The sequence below is a fragment of the bacterium Scap17 genome (assembly GCA_013376735.1).
Taxonomy (GTDB): domain Bacteria; phylum Pseudomonadota; class Gammaproteobacteria; order Pseudomonadales; family Halomonadaceae; genus Cobetia.
Genome location: VINJ01000001.1, coordinates 3,397,065 through 3,422,471, shown reverse-complemented (window position 1 = coordinate 3,422,471; position 25,407 = coordinate 3,397,065). Strand labels below are relative to the sequence as shown.

The following is a 25,407-nucleotide window of genomic DNA, read 5'->3' as shown; positions in this document are numbered from 1 at the left end:
CCGGGCGAATTCGTTTCAGGAGTCATTACGATGGCCGATTTTCCGGTGAAGTGGTTCAGCAGTGACATGGGCGGCAGTCCCGAGAATGGCGACCAATATGGCGCGCTGATCGAGCTGCTAAAAGCCTGCCTGGTGACCGGCTTCAATACCAAGCCTGTCGCCTCGCTGACGTATGACAGCGCCATCCAGCAAGCCACCGCGAGCGTGGGCAGTGGTCACGGCTATCTCAAATGGCAGGTGATCGCCATCAGTGGGGCAGATCAGGCTGGCTACAATGGCGAGCATCGCGTGACCGCCATCGGCAGCGACTGGGTGCGCTTCGCGCTCGATACCGCGCCCGCTGCCACTGAGGCGACCGGCGATCTGATCGAGATCAAGGCGGCACCCGTAGAAGGCTGGGAGGTGGCGGCCGAGGACGCCGAAACATACCGCATTGCTTTTCGTCGCACCGACCCGCGTGCCACGGCTCTGACGCTTATCGTCAAGAATGGCGACCCCAAGGATTACTATAGCTCTACGCCATCGAGCGCTAAGTTGGCATCAGTATTGTGGGCCTCTGACTTTATTGATCTCGATACCTATACAGTTGAGTTAGGTCGTTATTGGCCTTACTCAAATAACGAAACAAATAGGGATGCTGAGTGGCTATTTATTGCTGATGCACTAGGGCTGTATTATATCAATAGGTACGCAGACCCTGCCGCTCGAGGCTTAATTATCTCAGGTGATTTTGACAGTGTGCGCCCAGGCGATGCATTTAACTGTATATCAAATGGCATCAGTGCATCTGCCTCTTGGACATTCAATGACGCCCCTTATCCCGCCTCAATGAATTTTGGCAATACCTCTTATCTCCAGATCTGCAGGAGCTATAACCAGCTGCCTGGTGATGCTCATGCCAGCTTGCTGGGGATAGGGGAAAGAATGGGGGAAACGATTGGTTATCCCAATGCTTCGGACAATGGATATTATGTCTCGCTGGGCCGATTGTTGATCCGAGAAGGGCCGAGCGGCGACACATCCTCAATTCGAGCAGAGCAGTCATTGCGTGGATACCTGCCAGGCATATTGCAGCCACTACAGACATCGCCCGTTTACGACAAGGTGATCATAGATAACCTGCCTGGCCTCGAGGGGGTGCCTGTTCTTTCGTGCCTGGTGGCCAATGAGGAGGATGATTCTCAGGGGCATCTGGTCGCCTTTCGTCTTGATGAATGGCGGGGGGTCTGATCATGGCAATAGAATCGCATCATTACTCATTCAATGGACGACTGGCGGACTATGTGGGCGGTATAGATGGGGCTGGCAGCGTTTCCGCCTGGGGGATGACAGCGCTGCACGATGGTCGGCATGCCGCTCTGCTGACGCCAGGTGATGAGCTTTCCTTTAGCGTAGGCGTCGAGGCGTCAGGCTTTACCCTGTCTCTGTGGATGATGCCCAAGTCGGTGGGGTGCTCCGTGATCAGGGTGGGTGATAGCCACCGGCTGACGATTGATGAATCCAGCCGCTTGACGTTGCAGGTGGGCGATGATGTGGCCGTGTCTGATGAATCGCTGGCGATTGGCTATCATCATCACATTGCCGTCAAATATGACGACACCATCAGTAAAGTGTTTTTAGATGGTGTCGTGATCATCGAGCATGAAGGTGCATTTTTACCTGGTGCGGGCGTTGTCTATTTGGCCGGCAGTGGATATGAGGGCGAGGTTATAGATCTTCGCGTCTTCAATTATTCTTTGCCTGACGATAATGTGCAGCAGTTGTCGGTGAGCGTTGACTTTGGCGAGCTTGCCGCAAGTAGCTCAACCGAGGGATTGTCCCATTACTACCCAGACTTTCCGCTATCTGGGCCAGTTTCAGATGAAAAGGGTAGTGCGCCTGGGAATATACATGGCAACTTGTCGCCTATTTCCCGTAATTCAGGAAATGCTGTTGAGTTTACAGGGGCGCAGTATATAGGCTTCCCCGCATTGGTCCCAGCTAAAAGCGACTTTACTATCACGGCCTTTGTAAATGTGCCTGCTGGAATATCTGGCAATGCAAACGATACTGATGATGTGCTACTGCATCAGTATGGTAGCGATGGTGTAGGACTGGTGCTCTACACAATGACTTCATACGGGGGGGCGAGTAGTCAGTCTCGACTTTGGGCAAGTGATTTTGGTGAGATTTTGGTAGGGCCGGATTTAAGGGGGGCAGGGTGGGCTAATATAGCTATAGTTAGGGAGGGTAATAACTTTAAACTATACCTTAATGGCGAGCTATACGCTGACTCTGCTGCTGATGTTTCAATCGGCACATATGGACTCTACATTGGGCAGTATACTAATTCGAGAGAGCGCTACTTACGCGCTGGGTTTGATGATCTTGCGATTTATAATCGAGCCTTAAATACTGACGAATTGCAGGGCATTTACTCCACTGGCGGCGCTGTATTTTCACCACCTTTCCCCTACCGGATTCATGGGGCCGTTAGGGGCGATGCGCCCCCTGTGCATGGCTGGAATCCCAGCCCGCTGCCGGTGCCGAATCCTCGCGCCATTGGCGTGAGTGGGCAAAGCGCTGTTATTGGGGTGCCGCACCAGCGCCGCCACCCCGCCCACTTCGATCAGATCGACGGCAGCGGTGCCAATGGCACGGCCACTGGCGGCGTCTCAGATCCGGCGCGCATGGGCGTCATTGCTGGCACCGTGCTGGACATCCAGGCCCAGCCCGTCAGTCGGCGGGTGCGGGTGCATGAGCGCGCCACTGGCCGCATCGTGCGCGAGACGTGGAGTGATGCCGATGGCAAATACCGCTTTACGGACCTCGACCCGCGCCGCGCGTTCTACGTGATGGCCTTCGATCACACCCTGCAGCAAAACGCTGTCGTGTCGGACAATGTGCATTCTGAGGTGGAGGACGCCCCGTGATCAGCTTCTCGACAAGCGTGAAAGATGCGCGCCTTGCGGCCATCGCCGGCGCGATAGATGCCGGCGATTCGCCGGCGTCATTCGTTGTGTACTCCGGCACCCGCCCATCGCCTGGGGCTGCCGTCACCGATCAGGTAGCGCTGGCCACGCTGGGGGTGCCCCAGCCATTCGCCGCGGATCTCTCCGGTGGCGTCCTGACGGGGGCGGGCTTCGAGGAGGTGATGGCCGACGCCGATGGCGAGGCCACCTGGGCGCGCCTGGTCGATGGCGAGGGTGCCTGGGTGATGGATCTGGATGTCGGCATCGAGGGATCAGGCGCTGACGTGACCATCAGCTCGACGACGATTTATCGCGGGATACTGACGCGGATCAGCCGCATGGTATTCGCTGAGGGCTAGGGGGCTCCGTGAGAGAGATCAGGCTGCAGTTTGTCCAGGGGCTAGCGCCCTGGAGCGCGCGCGCCCTCGAGCTGCGCCTGGGTGGTGATCCTGGTTTGTTGCTGCTGTTTGCCGGTGACTATGTACCGCCGGCGGGTGGCAATGTCGTGCTTGGCTTCGGCGGTGCCACTGAGGCGGTGGAGCTGCCGCGCGAGCTGGTGCTCGATGCCCAGCTGACGCCGCCATCAGTCGATGCTCGACTCGCCCAGGGTGGAGCCATCGAGATCGCGGCCAGCCTGGTGGTGCCAGCAGCCACCGTGCGTGCGCAGCTCGAGCTGATCCAGTCGCTCAGCCTGGAGGCGAGCGCGCCGCCGGTGACGGCAGAGATCCGCGTCGAGCATGGTGTCAGCCTTTCGCTGGTGGCCACGCTGGGTGCGCCGGCGGTGGTCGATGTCGCGCTGACCCGCGAGATTAATGTCTTTCGAGGGCCATCAGATAGTGCCGGTGCCCGTTTCGAGAACGCGGTCCCGCTCGAGGCTCAGGCCGGCACCCGCTGGGAGCCGCCGGCTCGCCCCTATGGTGCCACCGCGTCAGGCTTCGAGCAGGGCGCGACGCTTGCGGCCAGCCAGGGCGGCCAGTGGTCGGCACGCCCCCGCACCGACGCCATCAGTGGCTCGCGGTGGGAGCAGGCCGAGCGCATCCTGGGCACCCTCAGTGGCAGCCAGTGGCTGCAGCTGCCGCGTGTCCGCCGCGGATCTCGGCCGGTATGGGAGCAGGGGCAGGGAATCGCCGCGGCTCGCTCGAGCGGCTACCAGCACCCGCCCCGCAATGATGCCCGCCGGCACTCGCGCTATGAGGAGGCCCGCACCCTCGAGCCGGTGACGATGGGTGTGCCCTATCAGCAAGGGCGCGCCGCTGGCGACGATTGGCGCGTGCCCTGGGAGGAGGCCCGCCGGCCACCGCCTGGCCTCGACTTGCCGCCAGATCCGCCTGAGCCGCCGGTGCTCGAGCCGGTGGAGGGTGGCACGACCCTGCAATTCTGCCACGCCATGCCGAGCGCCCCGTGGGTGCTGCAGTTCGGTCTGACGTGTGAGATACCCACCCCGACCATTCCCGTCAAAAGGCTCTATATCGTGCAAAACTCCGCGCGCCTGGTGCGCCTCTCCGATGGCCTGGAGCTGCCGGCCACCCAGATGACGCTCAGCATCGACGCTGACAGCTGGGCATGGTCATTCTCTGCCGGCCTGGCAGGGCGTGACGCTCAAGCGCTGGTGACTGGCACCGATGGCCAGCCGGTGGAGGTGATGGCCGAGATCAATGGCGAGCAGTGGCGGTGCCTGGTGGATGGCTGGCGACGCTCTGAGAGCTGGCAGAGTCATAGCGTGACCATCAGCGGCCGCTCGCTCGCGGCGTACCTGGGTGCGCCCTACGCCACCGCGCGCAGCTACACCGAGGACAGCCAGGCCACCGCCTCGCAGCTCGCCCGCGCTGAGCTGCCAGAGGGCTGGTCACTGGATTGGCGCATGACTGACTGGGTGGTGCCCGCCGGTGCGTGGAGTTATGACAGCCTCGCACCCATCGACGCCATCTCGCGGATCGCTCAGGCGGCCGGCGGCTATGTGCAGGCCCATCAGCAGGATCAGACCATCATCGTCGCGCCCCGCTTCGAGGCAGCGCCCTGGCGCTGGGCTGAGGGCGAGGTCGATCTGGCGGTGCCCCGCGACATCATCACCCAGCTGGGCAGCGATCAGCAGCCAGGTGATGCCCGCAATGCCGTCTGGCTGCATGGCGACACCGGCGGCATCCAGGCCCAGATCATCCGGCAGGGCACCGCAGGCGATCAGCTCGCACCCACCGTGGTGGATGCCCTGATCACCGATCAGGCACCGGCCCTGTCGCGCGGGATCGCTGAGCTGGCCGCTACCCTGCGCCAGAGCACCGAGAGCCTGCAGATGCCCCTGGCGGCCTCTCTGGGCGGCCTGCTGCTGCCTGGCATGATGATCGAGTGCGATGGCTGGCGTGGTGTCTCGCGTGGCGTGAGCGTCAGCGCAAGCCTGCAGGGGCGTGCCCTGAGCGTGCGCCAGTCTATCGAGCTGCAGAGATTCCATCTGTGATGGCGTCGTGTGGTATCAGTTCAAGCAAAGGAGGGAGATAGCATGGCCAATCCATATCGCCGCCTGCTGGCGTTGCTGCCGACCACGCCGCGCCAGGTAGGCGAGGTGATCAGCGTCAGCGGCTCGCGCGTTCGCGTGGATCTGGTAGGGGGTGGGGTGCGCACCTGCCAGGGCGATGCCCAGGTGGGTGGCATGGTCTACGTGGAGGGGGACCAGATCACTGGCGTGGCTCCTAGCCTGCCGGTGGTGGTGGTCGAGGTGTGAGGTTTGTTTGATGGGCATTTGATCGCCGGTGCTCAGTCTGGGCCGGTGGTCTATGTTGCCGATATGCAAACAATGCGGGCAGCGGTGTGGGCGTCTCATGCTCGATGCATTGTCCGTCTCTGCTGGACCCTGGCGGCCGCGTTCTCGCCGCGTTGCCTCGATATTCTCGCCGCGTTCTCGCCGCGTTTCGCCGCGTTTTCGCCGCGTTCTGTGGCGTCTGAGTGCGCGCAGTGTGCTAGGTGCAATGATGTAAGTGCATGATTTTAGTGCAAAAGCCCGTGGCAAGCGTGGCTGCGATTTTGCTCTGGGCGGATTCAAAATCCGCCGCTTAATAGGCGTGTCGGTTCGAGTCCGACCACCGGCACCAGAATTGAAAAAGTCGCTTTCGAGCGGCTTTTTGCGTTTCTGGCTCCCACCGATTCTTCTTCCTCGTGGTTCTTCGCTCGCGCTCAGTCTGTCTCTACCTCTGTCCCGAATACCTGTCCTTGCTTATCTCTTTACGCTTGCCTGTCATGGCGCTGGCAGCTGCTTGTCTTTGCTCTGTAAGTGACGGCAGGGGCCCAGACACAGGAAAGCCCCGAACGAATGTCGGGGCTTTCCTGTGTCTCGTGCTTCCAGACGGCGGCTCACGCCTGATGTGGAACGCTCGTTACGCGTCGATAGAGGCTGTTGCTGGCGATGGAGGGGTCGAGAAGTGCGATGCGGGTGTTCTGGATCGCGAGTTCCTGGCGCAGGGTAAACCACATGCCGACGTATTCATGGCAATCCTGGCAGTGCACCAGGTGGTCGGCCGATGGGGTGTGGTACTGATACTCCATCTTCAGGCCGGAGCATGCCGGACAACACAGTGCGGCTTGAGCTTTCCCTTCCATGTCTCCTCTCCTTCTCAGCAATTGACTGAATCTGGTGAGGTTCAGCGTAGTGGTCTCTTTCCTTGAGTTCGCAAACCTGCCAGCCATCAAGGCCCATGAATCAATCGCTCAGACTCATGGATCTTGCTAGCCGGGAGTGAAGCTTCCATGCTTGCGCGTCATCCTCTGACAGGGCCTGTCCCTGGCTGCACTTCCTGTGCACTTGGCCCGTCACTACGCTGAACCTGCCGCTCTTCCTGAGCAGCGATCGGGCGCTACTGACCCGCAAGAATCTTGTACACCTTTCAGAAACTGACTGAATTCGGTGTCATTCAGCGTAGTGCTCTCTTTCCCTGAGCTCGCAGGCTTGCCAGTCATGAAGATTCGTAAACCTACCCGCTCAGGCTTACGAATTTTCCTGGCTAAGGAGCGAAGTCCCCAAGCCTGCGCGTCATCCTTTGACAGGGCCTGTCCCTGGCTGCACTTCCTGTGCACTTGGCCTGTCACTACGCTGAACCTGCCGCTCTTCCTGAGCAGCGGTAGAGACGTTACTGGTTATCACAAACTTATACAACGCCTAATTTGTTGCACAAGTTTTCGAATGTGTAAAATTCTGTACTTTATTATGTTCTCATATAAATCCATGCACGACGGCCGCCTTCGAGTGCGGACTGTCCAGCCCGTGTGACACCCATCGTGAGGGGCATGTCCAGGTCGTCCATATGGCCTGCTGCCGCATCAGCACGGCGCTTGATACACTCGACTGCGTCTGCCTGAAGACTTGGTGGGAGTCGTATGTGCCCGATACTCGCATCCCATCTGCAACGCAGGATGGGGAGGGCGGGCCCCATCGCGAGCGCCGGGCTTCTGTCATTTGATGCCCCCAGGTGGTTGTCCGAGGCCGGCGCAGTGTCGCTTTCACCAATTGACTGGAACATGCAATGACCTTCATGCATTGGATGCCGCTGAATCTGTGGTTGTCACTGGTTGCGCTATGCGCGATGGGGGCGATGTCGCCCGGGCCGAGTCTGGCGATGGTGCTGCGCCATACCCTGGGCGGCGGGAGGAGTGCGGGGGTCGCCGCCGGTATCAGTCATGCGCTGGGAGTCGGGTTGTACGCCGCGCTGACTGCCTGGGGGCTCGGCGCCTTGATCGTTCATTATCCGGGCGTCTTCCAGACGGTCATGCTGCTGGGTGCAGCCTACCTGGCCTGGTTGGGGGTCAAGGCGCTGCGGGCGGGCCGCGGTGGAGCGCTGGAGGCGCAGGCCGTCACGACGTCCCGCTCCATGGCGATTCGCGATGGTTTCATGGTGGCGCTGGCCAACCCCAAGTTGATCCTGTTCTTCGTGGCGCTACTCAGTCAGTTGATCACGCCGGAGATGAGCGAGATGGGCAAGTGGCTGGTCGTCGTGACGGCCATGGGTATCGACGGGCTCTGGTATGTGCTGGTGGCACTGGTGCTGTCGCATTCGCGGGTGCTGCCCTGGTTGCAGGCGCGCGCGATGTGGATCAATCGTCTGACGGGCGTGGTGTTGCTGGGGCTGGCGTTGCGGGTGGTCTGGGGGCTTTGAGACAGCCTGTCAGCCCGGTGAGGATCTGGTGATTCGTTATCTGGTAGAAAACGGCCCTGGCACCTTGTGTCAGGGCTGTTTTGCATGCGCGTTTCGCGGGTTGGGTCGCTTGTCGATAGAGGTGTTTGTCGATAGAGGCGTATGCACCGATGGCGTCACTCACTGAGCGACATCATCTCGGCGTAGTCCTTGATCGAGACCTCAAGACTCGTGTCAGGTCTCGCCAGGAAATGCAGCGTCAGCGGCAGCCTGTCGCCTGCAGTGAGTGGCTGCGTCAGCCCGATCAGCATCAGATGGGGGCCGCCGCCGGGAGCCATCGTCAGCGGCGCGTCAGAGGAAATCGCCAGTTGCTCGATTCTGTGCATCTGCATGCGCTCTTGCGTGACTTGCATGCTGTGCAATTCGACCGTGGCGGCCATCGGCGTGCTGGCGCCTGTCAGCACGGCATCGCCCTTTGCGATCGAGAGTGTCAGGTAGGCGGCCCCGGTCGTGGCACTCGGTGGTGTCGGTAGCGCAAAGGCTTGCTCGACATGGGGGATGGCGGATGGGGGCTCCTGCGCAGTGGCGTGAACCGTGGCAAGGGAGAGCAGGGCCAGCGTCGCCAGCCATCTGCTGGCAGTAGTGGCGATGGTGCGAAGGGCGGTCAGGCCTGCCGATATCTGTCCGGCGCGTCGCGGCGCGCCATGTCCCTTATGAGGTTGCCTCATGCCGTGCGCATCTCCTGTATCGGCGTGTAAAGAGAATGACCCTGGGGCCGGTCCATGATGCCAGCGTGGTGTTTTCTGACGGCGATGGCCTCTAGTGTAGAGGCTAGTGCAGAGGCTGGTGCAGAGGGTTCTGTTTTAGGTGGTTTGCCCGAATGTGAGCGTCACCTGTTCCAGGGGGTGAAGGCAGGTGTCCGGGCCGCAGTTGAAGGCAGCCTCGTCGCATTCTGCTACCGTGGGACGCATTGGTCGATGCTATCCGGCGGTGTAGGTCGTCGCGGGTAGCTATCGAAGTGATTCAAGGACAGGCAAGGAACAGGGAACGGTGATCCAGGACGAAATCATTCAGCTGGTCGATGCGCAGAATCGCCCTTGTGGCACGGCACCGCGTCGCTTGATGCGTCGCTACCGCTATTGGCACCGTGCGACCTATGCCTTCGTGCTCAATGGCCGCGGTGAGCTGTGCATCCAGAAGCGTACCCTGAGCAAGGAAGTGTTCCCCGGCTATTTCGATCTTGCCAGCGGGGGGGTTGTCGGGGCCGGTGAGGCCGTGCAGGTGGCTGCCCGTCGCGAGCTGGAGGAAGAGATTGGCGTGCGCGGTGCGCCGCTCAAGCATTGTTTCGATTTCTGCTACACAGACGCGACCAACCATGTCTTCGGCAGTGCATTTCTGGTGCATTACGATGGCCCGCTGACCCTGCAGGCTGAAGAAGTGGCAGATGCCTTCTGGGTCACGCCTGCTGATGCGCTTGCGTTGCATCCTTCAACCCCTGATAGCCGTATGGCCCTTGAGCGCCTGATTCGTGAAGGCTTTCTGAGTGAGAGCCTGGGCCGATGATCTTCGCTTTTCCTTGTCGAGCCTGGGCAGCAACGCCGCTGGCCTTGCGTCATCTGGCGTGTGCTGCCCATCGTGATGGCCGCATCTCCTCCTCCCCACTTTGTTCTGGAGTCTTTGCATGAATGCCAAGGTATTGCCACAGCAGCTGGAAGAGGTGGAAGTCGCATTGTCGGCGGTGCTGGCGGGCAAGCCGCGCCAGATCCGTCTGGCGCTCTGTTGTCTGCTGTGTCGTGGTCATGTCCTGGTCGAGGATTTGCCCGGGCTGGGCAAGACGACCCTCGCCCAGGGGCTGGCGCGTCTGATCGGAGCGGACATGCAGCGGGTGCAGTTCACCAGCGATCTATTGCCGGCAGACATTCTGGGCGTGTCGGTATTTGATCCGCGTGAGGGCAACTTCCGCTTCCACCCCGGCCCGGTGTTCCACTCGCTGGTGCTGGCGGACGAGATCAACCGTGCCACGCCCAAGACGCAGAGCGCGTTGCTGGAGGCGATGGAGGAGCGTCAGGTCACGGTGGAGGGCGAGACCCGTCGCCTGCCAGAACCGTTCTTCGTGATCGCGACCCAGAATCCGCTCCAGCAATCCGGCACCTTCCCGCTGCCGGAGTCCCAGCTGGACCGCTTCCTGATGCGGCTGTCATTGGGCTACCCGGAACCCGCAGCCGAGCGCGAGATTCTCAAGGGCAATGCCGGGCGTCAGCATATCGAGGCGCTGCGACCCTTGTTGCCCGTCTCGGTGCTCAAGGAGTGGCAGGCCGCCGTGGACCGTGTGCGTCTGTCTGACCCGCTGCTGGATTATCTGCAGGCGCTGGTGGCGGCGACGCGCAGCTCGCCGGAAGTGGCCTATGGTCTCTCGACGCGCGGGGTGCTGGCGCTGGCCAGTGCTGCGCGTGGCTGGGCACTGCTGGCAGGACGTGACTATGTGCTGCCGGAGGATGTGCAAGCGGTCTGGGCGCCCGTCGTGGGGCACCGTCTCAGTGAAGGCAGTGTTGTCGAAGGTGAGGCCGTGGCGCGCCATCTGCTCGGGCAGGTGGCGGTGGTGCCTGCATGACCCAGATGGCGAAGCCCGGGGCATGGACGCGCGTGAAAGCCCGCATGCTGCGCAAGATGTCGACTGGCGGAGGTGAGGCGCTTCATCACGCGCGCTTGATGATCTTGCCGACGCCCTTCGGGTTGTTCTGGGCAGTGCTGGTGATTCTGCTGCTGCTGTTGGGGATCAATTACGAGAACTCGCTGGCGCATGGTCTGTCCTTCTGGCTGTTCGCCGTGGCAGTGGTCAGCATCTTTCGCAGCTGGCGCAATCTGGCGGGCGTGCGAGTGCAGCTGATCGCCGATGGCGAGGCGTTTGCGGGCAATACGTTGCGCGTCATGGTGCGCCTCACCGGTCGGGCTCGCTCGCATGCCATCGATGTTCGGCTGGGAGAGGCGCGCCAGCGACTCGAGATCCATGACGGCGAAGGCAGTGCGCCGCTGGAGCTGGCGGCCTTTCAGCGTGGCCAGTTCTCATTGCCGACACTGACGCTGGAGTCGCGCTGGCCATTGGGACTGGTGCGCCTGTGGGCCTGGATCGCGATCGACACGCCGGTCCTCGTCTATCCACAGCCAGAGCTTCCCTCCACCCCGCAGGGCAGTCGTCGCACGCTCGAGCAGATAGAGCAGGGCGATTTCGCCGGACTGCGCCGCTATGTACCGGGTGATGCGCCAGCGCATATCGCCTGGAAGCACTGGGGGCGCAGCGGCGAGCTGGTCACCAAGCGCTTCGAGACGCCTGCGCGTCCCTCGCTGTGGCTGGATTACGAGGCCTGTCGTGGCGACATGGAGCAGCGGCTCTCGGAGCTCACGGCGCGCGTGCTGGCGGCGGAAGGCGCCCAGGCGACCTATGGTCTGCGGCTGCCGGGCCAGACATTGGCCATCGCCAGTGGTGGGGCGCATCGCCGTCGAGTGCTTGAGGCATTGACGCTGTTCGGCGGCGAGGGAAGGTTGCCATGGTCCGCCCAGCTCGCGGCCAGTGAGGCCGCCGAGCGAGCCGGCGCGAGTCGTCCCTTGAGCCAGGAGGGCGGCGTATGACCTTGTCGAAAGCCAGCTCCTCTGGTGCCAGACGACACTGGTGGCAGCGCAAACCGCTGACGCCTGATCAGGCATTGGGCTGGCTGGAGCTGCGCCACCTGTTCATCGGCCAGTGTCTGGTGCTGGCGCTGCATGTGCTGTGGATGCCGGTATGGCTTGCCCTGCCGGCCTTGCTGGCGGCGTTGTGGCGCTTTCAGCAACTCCGGGCGCGAGTTCCGCGCGCTGGCATCCTGTTGCGGCTGGCGGCGGTGGCCATGGTCGCGGCGGGCCTGTTTCTCGAATACGGCCAGATGCTGCGCCTGGAGGCAATGATCGGCCTGCTGGTCGGCATCTATCTGCTCAAGCTGCTGGAGACGGACAGCCTGCGCGATGGTCGCGTGGTCTGCGGGCTGGGTTTCGTGGTGCTGGCGGCGGCCTTCCTGCATGACCAGGGGCCCTTGATGGCGGCGGCCTCGGTCATGGCCGCGGCGTGGCTGGTCGGCGGGCTGGTGTTGATCGCCGGTGCACGCGAACGTCGCGAGGCCATGCGGGAGACGGCCTGGCTGATGGGGCTGTCCCTGCCGCTGATGCTGGGCTTGTTCGTGCTCTTTCCCCGCTTGCCGCCGCTATGGAACGTGCCGCAGCTCAACGAGGCCACCACGGGGCTTACCGACAGTGTCTCTCCCGGTGATATCGCCGCTCTGGGTCGCAGTGATGCCCTGGCGTTTCGGGCGCGTTTCGACACCGGACTGCCTGCGGCCTCCCAGCGCTACTGGCGTGTGTATACCCTGAGCCTGTTTGATGGCGTGCGCTGGTCGCGCGCCACGCCGGAGCGTCTTCAGGAGGCGCTGGGCGGGCCAGCCGAGCGCTACGTTCAGCGCGGGACGCGTAGGGAGGGGGAAGTCGCGCGTCATCGCTATGAGCTGCTGCTGGAGCCGGATCCGCGCCCTTGGCGGCCGAGCCTCGGCACGCCACTGACGACCAGTCGCGAGGTCCGGTACCTGATCGACGGCACCCTTGAGGGGCTGGCGTCACTCAATACCCGCGAGCTGCTGGAGATGTCTTCCTCCGGTGCGCCACCGACAACGGCTCCGCAATGGATGCAGCGCCTTGATCAGCTATTGCCCGATGATGGCAATCCGCGTGCCCGTGAGTTCGCTCGCGATCTGATGCGGGAGTCGGGAGGAGATCCGCAGATCTTCCTGCAACGCCTTTTCCAGTATTTCAATCGCCAGCCTTTCCACTACACCTTGACGCCACCGCGTCTCGAGGGGCTCAGCCGTGTCGATGATTTCCTGTTCGACAGCTTGCGGGGCTATTGCACGCATTACGCCTCTACCAGCGTTTTTCTGGCGCGTGCTGCCGGGTTGCCGGCGCGGATGGTTGCGGGGTATCTGGGCGGCGAGGCACAAGGCGATGGCATCGGTGGGCCGCAGGAATTGAGCATTCGCCAGTATGACGCCCACGCCTGGGTCGAGGTGTTCTATGCCGGCCGCTGGCATCGATTTGATCCCACTGCGGCGGTGGCTCCCGAGCGAATCTCGCAGGGGGCGCTGAGCCTGCAGGGGCAGCCGGGCTTCATGGCCGATGCTGGCTTGCGTGCCTTCACGCTGAATAATTCGTTGCTCAGTGATCTGAGGCGGCAGTGGGAGCGTTTCGAATACCGCTGGCAACGTAGCGTGGTGGGGTTCCGTCTCGACGAGCAGCGAAATCTCTGGAAGCGACTGTTTGGTGACTTCCGCTGGGAGTGGCTTGTCTGGGGTGTGCTCGGGCTGCTGGCCAGTGTGGTGCTGGCAGGCGTGGCACTGGTGTTGTTGTCTGGCCGTGAGGTGTCAGCGCACGCAGGTGTGCGGGCCTACCGCAGGTTGGTGAAGCGGCTGGAGCGTACGGGCCATGGCCCTCACGTGGGCGAGGCGCCCGGCAGCCACTTGCGTCGTATTGCTCAGCAGCAGCCGCAGAATGTAAAAGTATTGTTACATTTGGCAGATCTGATTGAACAATGGCTCTACAACGATGCTACGGTATTAGCGAGATCTCATGATCAATCACCGCCCTTGCGTAGTATCCTGCGGCAGTGGTCTGTTCAGTCTCGCAAGATTCGCTGAAGCGCAACGACGACCTTCATGAGTGTGAGTAACTGATTGATAGAGGTTTTTTGTGATTAGACATCTAATCATCATGGCGCGATGCCACTACTGAAAATTGCTAAGTTGCAGTAAGTGATTTTGTGTATCAAAATGTAAATATCCGTTCTTTTCGATCATGCCATTGTCCCCTTCGCAGCATGATGCAGCACCTTTCCCCAGCAGGAGTATGCCCCCATGGTCCAGGTCATCCGCACAGAAGGCACAGTACTTGTTGTTTCCTCCACTAACGAGGCGCAGCGTGTCGTCAATGGAATGACGCTTGAACCGACAGCCACTCTGGTCGCACCGCAGGGCGCGGTCGTGGTGCTGGAAGACGGCACCCAGCTTGTGGTGCCGCAGGGGGCACCGATCGGCGTTGAGGTCTTGTTGGCCGAGTCGCGTGGGGAAGCGCCTGTTGACCCGACAGTGGAAGCGTTGCGCGAAGCGATCGCTCGTGGCGAAGACCCGACCGCGATTCAGGAAGCTCCCGCAGCGGGTGAGAGTGGCGGTGCGCCAGGCAGCAGTCGTAGTGGTTTCCTGGATGCCTCTGGGGTGGGGCGCGAAGGGCGTGTCGAACGGACCTCCTATGAATATGAGGGCGGCTTTACCGACCCGGAATTCAATGATGAGGACGAAGATGGTCTGGGGCTGGATCTTGATCCGACACTGCCGACAGAGGTCGTGCTGTCCTTGTCGGTCGACGCGCCGGCACTGACCTCCGACACCACGCCGACCATCGTCGGCACTACCGATGCCGAAGACGGCAGCACCGTCACGCTGGTCATCACTGACAGCGACGGCAACGAACAGACCGTCACCGCCACCGTCGAGAATGGCACCTATACGGTTGACGCTGAAACGCCGCTGAGCGAAGGCGAGTACAGCGTTGAGGCCTCGGTCACCGATCCGGCCGGCAACACCGCGACCAGCAATGACGTGGGCGAGATCGACGCAAGCGCCCCGGCACTGACCGTCGATGCCCCCGCGCTGACCTCCGACACCACGCCGACCATCGTCGGCACTACCGATGCCGAAGACGGCAGCACCGTCACCCTGGTCATCACTGACAGCGACGGCAACGAACAGACCGTCACCGCCACCGTCGAGAACGGCACCTATACGGTTGACGCCGAGACACCGCTGAGCGAAGGCGAATACAGCGTCGAGGCCTCGGTCACCGATCCGGCCGGCAACACCGCGACCAGCAATGACGTGGGCGAGATCGACGCAAGCGCGCCGGCGCTGACCGTCGATGCTCCGGCACTGACCTCCGACACCACGCCGACCATCGTCGGCACTACCGATGCCGAAGACGGCAGCACCGTCACGCTGGTCATCACTGACAGCGACGGCAACGAACAGACCGTCACCGCCACCGTCGAGAACGGCACCTATACGGTTGACGCCGAGACGCCGCTGAGCGAAGGCGAGTACAGCGTTGAGGCCTCGGTCACCGATCCGGCCGGCAATACCGCGACCAGCAACGACGTGGGCGAGATCGACGCAAGCGCGCCGGCGCTGACCGTCGATGCTCCGGCACTGACCTCCGACACCACGCCGACCATCGTCGGCACTACCGATGTCGAAGACGGCAGCACCGTCACGCTGGTCATCACTGACAGCGACGGCAACGAACAGACCGTCACCGCCACCGTCGAAGATGGCACCTATTCCATCGATGCGGAAACGCCGCTGACCGTCGATGCTCCGGCTCTGACCTCCGACACCACGCCGACCATCGTCGGCACCACCGATGCCGAAGATGGTAGCACCGTCACCCTGGTCATCACTGACAGCGACGGCAACGAGCAGACCGTCACCGCCACCGTCGAGAATGGCACCTATACGGTTGACGCTGAAACGCCGCTGAGCGAAGGCGAATACAGCGTCGAGGCCTCGGTCACCGATCCGGCCGGCAATACCGCGACCAGCAACGACGTGGGCGAGATCGACGCAAGCGCGCCGGCGCTGACCGTCGATGCTCCGGCACTGACCTCCGACACCACGCCGACCATCGTCGGTACCACCGATGCTGAAGACGGCAGCACCGTCACCCTGATCATCACCGACAGCGATGGCAACGAACAGACCGTCACCACCACCGTCGAGAACGGCACCTACGTGGTTGACGCCGAGACACCGCTGAGCGAAGGCGAGTACAGCGTCGAGGCCTCGGTCAGCGACCCAGCCGGCAACACCGCGACCAGCAATGACGTGGGCGAGATCGACGCAAGCGCGCCGGCGCTGACCGTCGATGCCCCCGCGCTGACCTCCGACACCACGCCGACCATCGTCGGCACTACCGATGCCGAAGACGGCAGCACCGTCACCCTGGTCATCACTGACAGCGACGGCAACGAACAGACCGTCACCGCCACCGTCGAGAACGGCACCTATACGGTTGACGCCGAGACACCGCTGAGCGAAGGCGAATACAGCGTCGAGGCCTCGGTTACCGATCCGGCCGGCAACACCGCGACCAGCAATGACGTGGGCGAGATCGACGCAAGCGCGCCGGCGCTGACCGTCGATGCTCCGGCACTGACCTCCGACACCACGCCGACCATCGTCGGCACTACCGATGCCGAAGACGGCAGCACCGTCACGCTGGTCATCACTGACAGCGACGGCAACGAACAGACCGTCACCGCCACCGTCGAGAACGGCACCTATACGGTTGACGCTGAAACGCCGCTGAGCGAAGGCGAGTACAGCGTTGAGGCCTCGGTCACCGATCCGGCCGGCAACACCGCGACCAGCAATGACGTGGGCGAGATCGACGCAAGCGCCCCGGCACTGACCGTCGATGCCCCCGCGCTGACCTCCGACACCACGCCGACCATCGTCGGCACTACCGATGCCGAAGACGGCAGCACCGTCACCCTGGTCATCACTGACAGCGACGGCAACGAACAGACCGTCACCGCCACCGTCGAGAACGGCACCTATACGGTTGACGCCGAGACACCGCTGAGCGAAGGCGAATACAGCGTCGAGGCCTCGGTCACCGATCCGGCCGGCAACACCGCGACCAGCAATGACGTGGGCGAGATCGACGCAAGCGCGCCGGCGCTGACCGTCGATGCTCCGGCACTGACCTCCGACACCACGCCGACCATCGTCGGCACTACCGATGCCGAAGACGGCAGCACCGTCACGCTGGTCATCACTGACAGCGACGGCAACGAACAGACCGTCACCGCCACCGTCGAGAACGGCACCTATACGGTTGACGCCGAGACGCCGCTGAGCGAAGGCGAGTACAGCGTTGAGGCCTCGGTCACCGATCCGGCCGGCAATACCGCGACCAGCAACGACGTGGGCGCCCTGATTGGCGGCGATTCTGGAGAGGTAACGGAGGATGGCGTTACCGAAGCTTCCGGCGCGCTTGTCGATGTCGAAAGTACTGATGTTGTCGCTAGCACGCAAAGCGATGATTACGGCACTTTTAGCGTCAACGAGGCTGGCGAGTGGACCTACATCCTCAATAACGAAGCCGCTGTCGTTCAGGGGTTGAATGAAGGTGACACTGTCAGCCAGGCGTTCGTGGTCGAGCTCAGTGATGGTTCGACCACCACGGTCGACATCCTGATCACCGGTATGCCCGATGGCGTGCCGACCATCAGCGGCATCAGCGGCACGGACGACAACAGCGTCACCGAAGCCACCGGCGACACCGTCACCGGCAGCTTCACGGTCGCCGCCACTGCCGGGATTGCCACGGTCACCATTGCTGGCGTCGATGCGGATGCGTCGGTCGACATCACGGGTGCGACCGAGGCCGATCCGGTGGTCATCGAGGGGAGCGAAGGCACCCTGAGCGTGACCGGCTATGACGCCGATACGGGCACCGTAACGTACCGCTACGTCGAGGATGGCGAGACCGAGGATCACTCGGGCGGCGACATCACCGACAGCTTCGCGGTCGTGGTCACCGACATCACCGGGCAGAGCACCAGCGACAGCCTGGACATCGCGATCGTCGACACCGCGCCGACGGCCAATGACGATGCGCGCAACATCGACGAAGACACCACCACGGCACTCTACGGCAACGTCATCAGTGGCGACAACGATACTGCCGATACCCTGGGCGCGGATGCCACGACGGTCACCGGTGTTGACGGCAATGCCGTCACGGCCGATGACGCTGCCGTGGTCGAAGGCACGTACGGCACGCTGACACTCAACAGTGACGGCAGCTACAGCTATGTGCTCGACACCACCAGCCCGGCGGTCCAGTCGCTGAATGATGGCGAGACGAAAGAAGACACGTTCACCTACGTGATCACCGACGCCGATGGCGACAGTGATACTGCCACGCTGACCATCACCGTCGTGGGGTCCACCGACGGCGTCCCGGCGATCACCTCGCTGGATGACCAGTCGGTCACTGAGGCGACCGGCGGCACCGTCACTGACACCTTCCAGGTGAAGGCGGATACCGGCATCGCCAGCGTCACCGTGAATGGCACGGACATCACCGGCGCGACCGAGGCCGATCCGGTCGAGATCACCACCGATGAAGGTGTCCTGAACGTGACCGGCTATGACGCCGGCACGGGCACCGTGACCTACACCTACGCCGAGGATGGCGAGACCGAGAATCACACTGCCGGCGACATCACCGACAGCTTCACCGTCGTGGTCACCGATATCACCGGGCAGAGCAGCACTGACAGCCTGGACATCGCGATCCTCGATACCGCGCCGGAGGCCAAGGCTGACGCGCGCAACATCGGCGAAGACACCACCACGGCCCTCGACGGCAACGTCATCGACGGCGCCAACGACACCGCCGACACCATTGGCGCGGATGCCACCACGGTCACTGACGTCGACGGCAGTGCCGTCACGGCAGATGCCGCTGCGGTCGTCACCGGCAGCTACGGCACGCTGACGCTCGAAGCCGACGGCAGCTACAGCTACGTGCTCGACAATGCCAATCCGGCCGTGCAGTCGCTGGACGACGGTGAGTCACTGACCGACGTCTTCAGCTACACCATCACTGATGCCGATGGCGATACCTCCAGCACCACGCTGACCATCACCGTCGACGGCGCCACCGATGGCGCACCGACGATCTCCTCACTGGATGATCAGTCGGTCACCGAAGCCACCGGCGGCACCGTCACCGACACCTTCACGGTCGCGGCCACCGCCGGCGTTGCCGCTGTCACCATCGGTGGCATCGACATCACCGACGCCAGCACCACGCCGGTCGAGATCACCACCGACGAAGGCACCCTGACCGTGACCGGCTATGACGCCGACACGGGCACCGTGACCTATAGCTACGTCGAGGATGGCGAGACCGAGAATCACACTGCCGGCGACATCACCGACAGCTTCACCGTCGTGGTCACCGATATCACCGGGCAGAGCAGCACTGACAGCCTGGATATCGCGATCCTCGATACCGCGCCGGAGGCCAAGGCTGACGCGCGCAACATCGGCGAAGACACCACCACGGCCCTCGACGGCAACGTCATCGACGGCGCCAACGACACCGCCGACACCATTGGCGCGGATGCCACCACGGTCACTGACGTCGACGGCAGTGCCGTCACGGCAGATGCCGCTGCGGTCGTCACCGGCAGCTACGGCACGCTGACGCTCGAAGCCGACGGCAGCTACAGCTACGTGCTCGACAATGCCAATCCGGCCGTGCAGTCGCTGGACGACGGTGAGTCACTGACCGACGTCTTCAGCTACACCATCACTGATGCCGATGGCGATACCTCCAGCACCACGCTGACCATCACCGTCGACGGCGCCACCGATGGCGCACCGACGATCTCCTCACTGGATGATCAGTCGGTCACCGAAGCCACCGGCGGCACCGTCACCGACACCTTCACGGTCGCGGCCACCGCCGGCGTTGCCGCTGTCACCATCGGTGGCATCGACATCACCGACGCCAGCACCACGCCGGTCGAGATCACCACCGACGAAGGCACCCTGACCGTGACCGGCTATGACGCCGACACGGGCACCGTGACCTATAGCTACGTCGAGGATGGCGAGACCGAGAATCACACTGCCGGCGACATCACCGACAGCTTCACCGTCGTGGTCACCGATATCACCGGGCAGAGCAGCACTGACAGCCTGGATATCGCGATCCTCGATACCGCGCCGGAGGCCAAGGCTGACGCGCGCAACATCGGCGAAGACACCACCACGGCCCTCGACGGCAACGTCATCGACGGCGCCAACGACACCGCCGACACCATTGGCGCGGATGCCACCACGGTCACTGACGTCGACGGCAGTGCCGTCACGGCAGATGCCGCTGCGGTCGTCACCGGCAGCTACGGCACGCTGACGCTCGAAGCCGACGGCAGCTACAGCTACGTGCTCGACAATGCCAATCCGGCCGTGCAGTCGCTGGACGACGGTGAGTCACTGACCGACGTCTTCAGCTACACCATCACTGATGCCGATGGCGATACCTCCAGCACCACGCTGACCATCACCGTCGACGGCGCCACCGATGGCGCACCGACGATCTCCTCACTGGATGATCAGTCGGTCACCGAAGCCACCGGCGGCACCGTCACCGACACCTTCACGGTCGCGGCCACCGCCGGCGTTGCCGCTGTCACCATCGGTGGCATCGACATCACCGACGCCAGCACCACGCCGGTCGAGATCACCACCGACGAAGGCACCCTGACCGTGACCGGCTATGACGCCGACACGGGCACCGTGACCTATAGCTACGTCGAGGATGGCGAGACCGAGAATCACACTGCCGGCGACATCACCGACAGCTTCACCGTCGTGGTCACCGATATCACCGGGCAGAGCAGCACTGACAGCCTGGATATCGCGATCCTCGATACCGCGCCGGAGGCCAAGGCTGACGCGCGCAACATCGGCGAAGACACCACCACGGCCCTCGACGGCAACGTCATCGACGGCGCCAACGACACCGCCGACACCATTGGCGCGGATGCCACCACGGTCACTGACGTCGACGGCAGTGCCGTCACGGCAGATGCCGCTGCGGTCGTCACCGGCAGCTACGGCACGCTGACGCTCGAAGCCGACGGCAGCTACAGCTACGTGCTCGACAATGCCAATCCGGCCGTGCAGTCGCTGGACGACGGTGAGTCACTGACCGACGTCTTCAGCTACACCATCACTGATGCCGATGGCGATACCTCCAGCACCACGCTGACCATCACCGTCGACGGCGCCACCGATGGCGCACCGACGATCTCCTCACTGGATGATCAGTCGGTCACCGAAGCCACCGGCGGCACCGTCACCGACACCTTCACGGTCGCGGCCACCGCCGGCGTTGCCGCTGTCACCATCGGTGGCATCGACATCACCGACGCCAGCACCACGCCGGTCGAGATCACCACCGACGAAGGCACCCTGACCGTGACCGGCTATGACGCCGACACGGGCACCGTGACCTATAGCTACGTCGAGGATGGCGAGACCGAGAATCACACTGCCGGCGACATCACCGACAGCTTCACCGTCGTGGTCACCGATATCACCGGGCAGAGCAGCACTGACAGCCTGGATATCGCGATCCTCGATACCGCGCCGGAGGCCAAGGCTGACGCGCGCAACATCGGCGAAGACACCACCACGGCCCTCGACGGCAACGTCATCGACGGCGCCAACGACACCGCCGACACCATTGGCGCGGATGCCACCACGGTCACTGACGTCGACGGCAGTGCCGTCACGGCAGATGCCGCTGCGGTCGTCACCGGCAGCTACGGCACGCTGACGCTCGAAGCCGACGGCAGCTACAGCTACGTGCTCGACAATGCCAATCCGGCCGTGCAGTCGCTGGACGACGGTGAGTCACTGACCGACGTCTTCAGCTACACCATCACTGATGCCGATGGCGATACCTCCAGCACCACGCTGACCATCACCGTCGACGGCGCCACCGATGGCGCACCGACGATCTCCTCACTGGATGATCAGTCGGTCACCGAAGCCACCGGCGGCACCGTCACCGACACCTTCACGGTCGCGGCCACCGCCGGCGTTGCCGCTGTCACCATCGGTGGCATCGACATCACCGACGCCAGCACCACGCCGGTCGAGATCACCACCGACGAAGGCACCCTGACCGTGACCGGCTATGACGCCGACACGGGCACCGTGACCTATAGCTACGTCGAGGATGGCGAGACCGAGAATCACACTGCCGGCGACATCACCGACAGCTTCACCGTCGTGGTCACCGATATCACCGGGCAGAGCAGCACTGACAGCCTGGATATCGCGATCCTCGATACCGCGCCGGAGGCCAAGGCTGACGCGCGCAACATCGGCGAAGACACCACCACGGCCCTCGACGGCAACGTCATCGACGGCGCCAACGACACCGCCGACACCATTGGCGCGGATGCCACCACGGTCACTGACGTCGACGGCAGTGCCGTCACGGCAGATGCCGCTGCGGTCGTCACCGGCAGCTACGGCACGCTGACGCTCGAAGCCGACGGCAGCTACAGCTACGTGCTCGACAATGCCAATCCGGCCGTGCAGTCGCTGGACGACGGTGAGTCACTGACCGACGTCTTCAGCTACACCATCACTGATGCCGATGGCGATACCTCCAGCACCACGCTGACCATCACCGTCGACGGCGCCACCGATGGCGCACCGACGATCTCCTCACTGGATGATCAGTCGGTCACCGAAGCCACCGGCGGCACCGTCACCGACACCTTCACGGTCGCGGCCACCGCCGGCGTTGCCGCTGTCACCATCGGTGGCATCGACATCACCGACGCCAGCACCACGCCGGTCGAGATCACCACCGACGAAGGCACCCTGACCGTGACCGGCTATGACGCCGACACGGGCACCGTGACCTATAGCTACGTCGAGGATGGCGAGACCGAGAATCACACTGCCGGCGACATCACCGACAGCTTCACCGTCGTGGTCACCGATATCACCGGGCAGAGCAGCACTGACAGCCTGGATATCGCGATCCTCGATACCGCGCCGGAGGCCAAGGCTGACGCGCGCAACATCGGCGAAGACACCACCACGGCCCTCGACGGCAACGTCATCGACGGCGCCAACGACACCGCCGACACCATTGGCGCGGATGCCACCACGGTCACTGACGTCGACGGCAGTGCCGTCACGGCAGATGCCGCTGCGGTCGTCACCGGCAGCTACGGCACGCTGACGCTCGAAGCCGACGGCAGCTACAGCTACGTGCTCGACAATGCCAATCCGGCCGTGCAGTCGCTGGACGACGGTGAGTCACTGACCGACGTCTTCAGCTACACCATCACTGATGCCGATGGCGATACCTCCAGCACCACGCTGACCATCACCGTCGACGGCGCCACCGATGGCGCACCGACGATCTCCTCACTGGATGATCAGTCGGTCACCGAAGCCACCGGCGGCACCGTCACCGACACCTTCACGGTCGCGGCCACCGCCGGCGTTGCCGCTGTCACCATCGGTGGCATCGACATCACCGACGCCAGCACCACGCCGGTCGAGATCACCACCGACGAAGGCACCCTGACCGTGACCGGCTATGACGCCGACACGGGCACCGTGACCTATAGCTACGTCGAGGATGGCGAGACCGAGAATCACACTGCCGGCGACATCACCGACAGCTTCACCGTCGTGGTCACCGATATCACCGGGCAGAGCAGCACTGACAGCCTGGATATCGCGATCCTCGATACCGCGCCGGAGGCCAAGGCTGACGCGCGCAACATCGGCGAAGACACCACCACGGCCCTCGACGGCAACGTCATCGACGGCGCCAACGACACCGCCGACACCATTGGCGCGGATGCCACCACGGTCACTGACGTCGACGGCAGTGCCGTCACGGCAGATGCCGCTGCGGTCGTCACCGGCAGCTACGGCACGCTGACGCTCGAAGCCGACGGCAGCTACAGCTACGTGCTCGACAATGCCAATCCGGCCGTGCAGTCGCTGGACGACGGTGAGTCACTGACCGACGTCTTCAGCTACACCATCACTGATGCCGATGGCGATACCTCCAGCACCACGCTGACCATCACCGTCGACGGCGCCACCGATGGCGCACCGACGATCTCCTCACTGGATGATCAGTCGGTCACCGAAGCCACCGGCGGCACCGTCACCGACACCTTCACGGTCGCGGCCACCGCCGGCGTTGCCGCTGTCACCATCGGTGGCATCGACATCACCGACGCCAGCACCACGCCGGTCGAGATCACCACCGACGAAGGCACCCTGACCGTGACCGGCTATGACGCCGACACGGGCACCGTGACCTATAGCTACGTCGAGGATGGCGAGACCGAGAATCACACTGCCGGCGACATCACCGACAGCTTCACCGTCGTGGTCACCGATATCACCGGGCAGAGCAGCACTGACAGCCTGGATATCGCGATCCTCGATACCGCGCCGGAGGCCAAGGCTGACGCGCGCAACATCGGCGAAGACACCACCACGGCCCTCGACGGCAACGTCATCGACGGCGCCAACGACACCGCCGACACCATTGGCGCGGATGCCACCACGGTCACTGACGTCGACGGCAGTGCCGTCACGGCAGATGCCGCTGCGGTCGTCACCGGCAGCTACGGCACGCTGACGCTCGAAGCCGACGGCAGCTACAGCTACGTGCTCGACAATGCCAATCCGGCCGTGCAGTCGCTGGACGACGGTGAGTCACTGACCGACGTCTTCAGCTACACCATCACTGATGCCGATGGCGATACCTCCAGCACCACGCTGACCATCACCGTCGACGGCGCCACCGATGGCGCACCGACGATCTCCTCACTGGATGATCAGTCGGTCACCGAAGCCACCGGCGGCACCGTCACCGACACCTTCACGGTCGCGGCCACCGCCGGCGTTGCCGCTGTCACCATCGGTGGCATCGACATCACCGACGCCAGCACCACGCCGGTCGAGATCACCACCGACGAAGGCACCCTGACCGTGACCGGCTATGACGCCGACACGGGCACCGTGACCTATAGCTACGTCGAGGATGGCGAGACCGAGAATCACACTGCCGGCGACATCACCGACAGCTTCACCGTCGTGGTCACCGATATCACCGGGCAGAGCAGCACTGACAGCCTGGATATCGCGATCCTCGATACCGCGCCGGAGGCCAAGGCTGACGCGCGCAACATCGGCGAAGACACCACCACGGCCCTCGACGGCAACGTCATCGACGGCGCCAACGACACCGCCGACACCATTGGCGCGGATGCCACCACGGTCACTGACGTCGACGGCAGTGCCGTCACGGCAGATGCCGCTGCGGTCGTCACCGGCAGCTACGGCACGCTGACGCTCGAAGCCGACGGCAGCTACAGCTACGTGCTCGACAATGCCAATCCGGCCGTGCAGTCGCTGGACGACGGTGAGTCACTGACCGACGTCTTCAGCTACACCATCACTGATGCCGATGGCGATACCTCCAGCACCACGCTGACCATCACCGTCGACGGCGCCACCGATGGCGCACCGACGATCTCCTCACTGGATGATCAGTCGGTCACCGAAGCCACCGGCGGCACCGTCACCGACACCTTCACGGTCGCGGCCACCGCCGGCGTTGCCGCTGTCACC

Annotated in this window: 12 protein-coding genes and 11 pseudogenes; 21 read left to right on the top strand and 2 right to left on the bottom strand. The window is 63.2% G+C overall.

Annotated features, from left to right (window positions below; all coding sequences use genetic code 11):
* Window positions 1–30 precede the first annotated feature (30 nt).
* Genes FLM52_14500 through FLM52_14480 form a run of 5 tightly spaced genes read left to right on the top strand, consistent with a single transcriptional unit; the run spans window position 31 to window position 5,667 of the window.
* Complete coding sequence (locus tag FLM52_14500; GenBank protein ID NVN56952.1) at window positions 31–1,230, top strand: hypothetical protein; 1,200 nt, start codon at window positions 31–33, stop codon at window positions 1,228–1,230.
* The gene (locus FLM52_14495) at window positions 1,215–2,912 is read left to right on the top strand and encodes a hypothetical protein (GenBank protein NVN56951.1); all 1,698 of its coding nucleotides are present in this window, start codon (window positions 1,215–1,217) and stop codon (window positions 2,910–2,912) included. Before FLM52_14500 ends, FLM52_14495 begins: the two co-directional genes overlap by 16 nt.
* Window positions 2,909–3,310 carry a hypothetical protein gene (locus FLM52_14490; GenBank protein ID NVN56950.1) on the top strand — a complete coding sequence of 134 codons (402 nt, stop codon included), beginning with the start codon at window positions 2,909–2,911 and terminating at the stop codon, window positions 3,308–3,310. Before FLM52_14495 ends, FLM52_14490 begins: the two co-directional genes overlap by 4 nt.
* 8 nt (window positions 3,311–3,318) lie before the next feature.
* Window positions 3,319–5,403 (top strand): hypothetical protein, encoded by a 2,085-nt coding sequence (locus FLM52_14485; protein ID NVN56949.1) that lies wholly within the window; start codon window positions 3,319–3,321, stop codon window positions 5,401–5,403.
* Between the two features lie 42 nt (window positions 5,404–5,445).
* Complete coding sequence (locus FLM52_14480; protein NVN56948.1) at window positions 5,446–5,667, top strand: hypothetical protein; 222 nt, start codon at window positions 5,446–5,448, stop codon at window positions 5,665–5,667.
* 626 nt (window positions 5,668–6,293) lie between these two features.
* Here FLM52_14480 and FLM52_14475 read toward each other — a convergent pair.
* Entirely contained in the window at window positions 6,294–6,539 is a 246-nt protein-coding gene (locus FLM52_14475) for a hypothetical protein (GenBank protein NVN56947.1), read from the bottom strand.
* 938 nt (window positions 6,540–7,477) lie between these two features.
* On the opposite strand from FLM52_14475, the gene FLM52_14470 reads away from it, so the two are divergent.
* The gene (locus tag FLM52_14470) at window positions 7,478–8,089 is read left to right on the top strand and encodes a LysE family translocator (GenBank protein NVN56946.1); all 612 of its coding nucleotides are present in this window, start codon (window positions 7,478–7,480) and stop codon (window positions 8,087–8,089) included.
* Between the two features lie 155 nt (window positions 8,090–8,244).
* Here the strand turns inward: FLM52_14470 and FLM52_14465 are convergent, their stop codons facing one another.
* Window positions 8,245–8,796: a copper chaperone PCu(A)C gene (locus tag FLM52_14465; GenBank protein NVN56945.1), complete on the bottom strand. Its 552-nt coding sequence runs from the start codon at window positions 8,794–8,796 to the stop codon at window positions 8,245–8,247.
* A 394-nt stretch (window positions 8,797–9,190) separates the two neighbouring features.
* On the opposite strand from FLM52_14465, the gene FLM52_14460 reads away from it, so the two are divergent.
* From FLM52_14460 to FLM52_14390, 15 genes and pseudogenes are all read left to right on the top strand, one after another.
* Entirely contained in the window at window positions 9,191–9,631 is a 441-nt protein-coding gene (locus FLM52_14460) for an NUDIX domain-containing protein (GenBank protein ID NVN56944.1), read from the top strand.
* A 118-nt stretch (window positions 9,632–9,749) separates the two neighbouring features.
* A complete protein-coding gene (locus FLM52_14455; GenBank protein ID NVN56943.1) occupies window positions 9,750–10,679 on the top strand; it encodes an AAA family ATPase in 930 nt (309 codons plus the stop codon).
* A complete protein-coding gene (locus tag FLM52_14450; GenBank protein ID NVN56942.1) occupies window positions 10,676–11,695 on the top strand; it encodes a DUF58 domain-containing protein in 1,020 nt (339 codons plus the stop codon). Before FLM52_14455 ends, FLM52_14450 begins: the two co-directional genes overlap by 4 nt.
* Window positions 11,692–13,779 carry a DUF3488 domain-containing protein gene (locus FLM52_14445; GenBank protein ID NVN56941.1) on the top strand — a complete coding sequence of 696 codons (2,088 nt, stop codon included), beginning with the start codon at window positions 11,692–11,694 and terminating at the stop codon, window positions 13,777–13,779. The genes FLM52_14450 and FLM52_14445 overlap by 4 nt, the downstream gene beginning before the upstream one ends.
* Before the next feature lie 294 nt (window positions 13,780–14,073).
* Window positions 14,074–17,259: pseudogene (locus FLM52_14440) on the top strand (adhesin).
* A gap of 825 nt (window positions 17,260–18,084) precedes the next feature.
* Window positions 18,085–18,918, top strand: a pseudogene (locus FLM52_14435) (adhesin).
* Window positions 18,919–18,981: 63 nt separating this feature from the next.
* A pseudogene (locus FLM52_14430) lies at window positions 18,982–19,632 on the top strand (hypothetical protein).
* A 63-nt stretch (window positions 19,633–19,695) separates the two neighbouring features.
* Window positions 19,696–20,346: pseudogene (locus FLM52_14425) on the top strand (hypothetical protein).
* Window positions 20,347–20,409: 63 nt separating this feature from the next.
* Window positions 20,410–21,060: pseudogene (locus tag FLM52_14420) on the top strand (hypothetical protein).
* A gap of 63 nt (window positions 21,061–21,123) precedes the next feature.
* Window positions 21,124–21,774 (top strand): annotated as a pseudogene (locus FLM52_14415) (hypothetical protein).
* Between the two features lie 63 nt (window positions 21,775–21,837).
* A pseudogene (locus FLM52_14410) lies at window positions 21,838–22,488 on the top strand (hypothetical protein).
* 63 nt (window positions 22,489–22,551) lie between these two features.
* Window positions 22,552–23,202: pseudogene (locus FLM52_14405) on the top strand (hypothetical protein).
* 63 nt (window positions 23,203–23,265) lie between these two features.
* A pseudogene (locus FLM52_14400) lies at window positions 23,266–23,916 on the top strand (hypothetical protein).
* 63 nt (window positions 23,917–23,979) lie between these two features.
* A pseudogene (locus FLM52_14395) lies at window positions 23,980–24,630 on the top strand (hypothetical protein).
* A gap of 63 nt (window positions 24,631–24,693) precedes the next feature.
* Window positions 24,694–25,344 (top strand): annotated as a pseudogene (locus FLM52_14390) (hypothetical protein).
* Window positions 25,345–25,407 lie beyond the last annotated feature (63 nt).

Coding starts and splice junctions, on each gene's coding strand:
- FLM52_14470 (NVN56946.1), top strand. CDS start 7,478: ATGCCGCTGAATCTGTGGTTGTCACTGGTTGCGCTATGCGCGATGGGG.
- FLM52_14465 (NVN56945.1), bottom strand. CDS start 8,796: ATGAGGCAACCTCATAAGGGACATGGCGCGCCGCGACGCGCCGGACAG.
- FLM52_14500 (NVN56952.1), top strand. CDS start 31: ATGGCCGATTTTCCGGTGAAGTGGTTCAGCAGTGACATGGGCGGCAGT.
- FLM52_14480 (NVN56948.1), top strand. CDS start 5,446: ATGGCCAATCCATATCGCCGCCTGCTGGCGTTGCTGCCGACCACGCCG.
- FLM52_14460 (NVN56944.1), top strand. CDS start 9,191: ATGCGTCGCTACCGCTATTGGCACCGTGCGACCTATGCCTTCGTGCTC.
- FLM52_14495 (NVN56951.1), top strand. CDS start 1,215: ATGGCGGGGGGTCTGATCATGGCAATAGAATCGCATCATTACTCATTC.
- FLM52_14450 (NVN56942.1), top strand. CDS start 10,676: ATGACCCAGATGGCGAAGCCCGGGGCATGGACGCGCGTGAAAGCCCGC.
- FLM52_14445 (NVN56941.1), top strand. CDS start 11,692: ATGACCTTGTCGAAAGCCAGCTCCTCTGGTGCCAGACGACACTGGTGG.
- FLM52_14455 (NVN56943.1), top strand. CDS start 9,750: ATGAATGCCAAGGTATTGCCACAGCAGCTGGAAGAGGTGGAAGTCGCA.
- FLM52_14475 (NVN56947.1), bottom strand. CDS start 6,539: ATGGAAGGGAAAGCTCAAGCCGCACTGTGTTGTCCGGCATGCTCCGGC.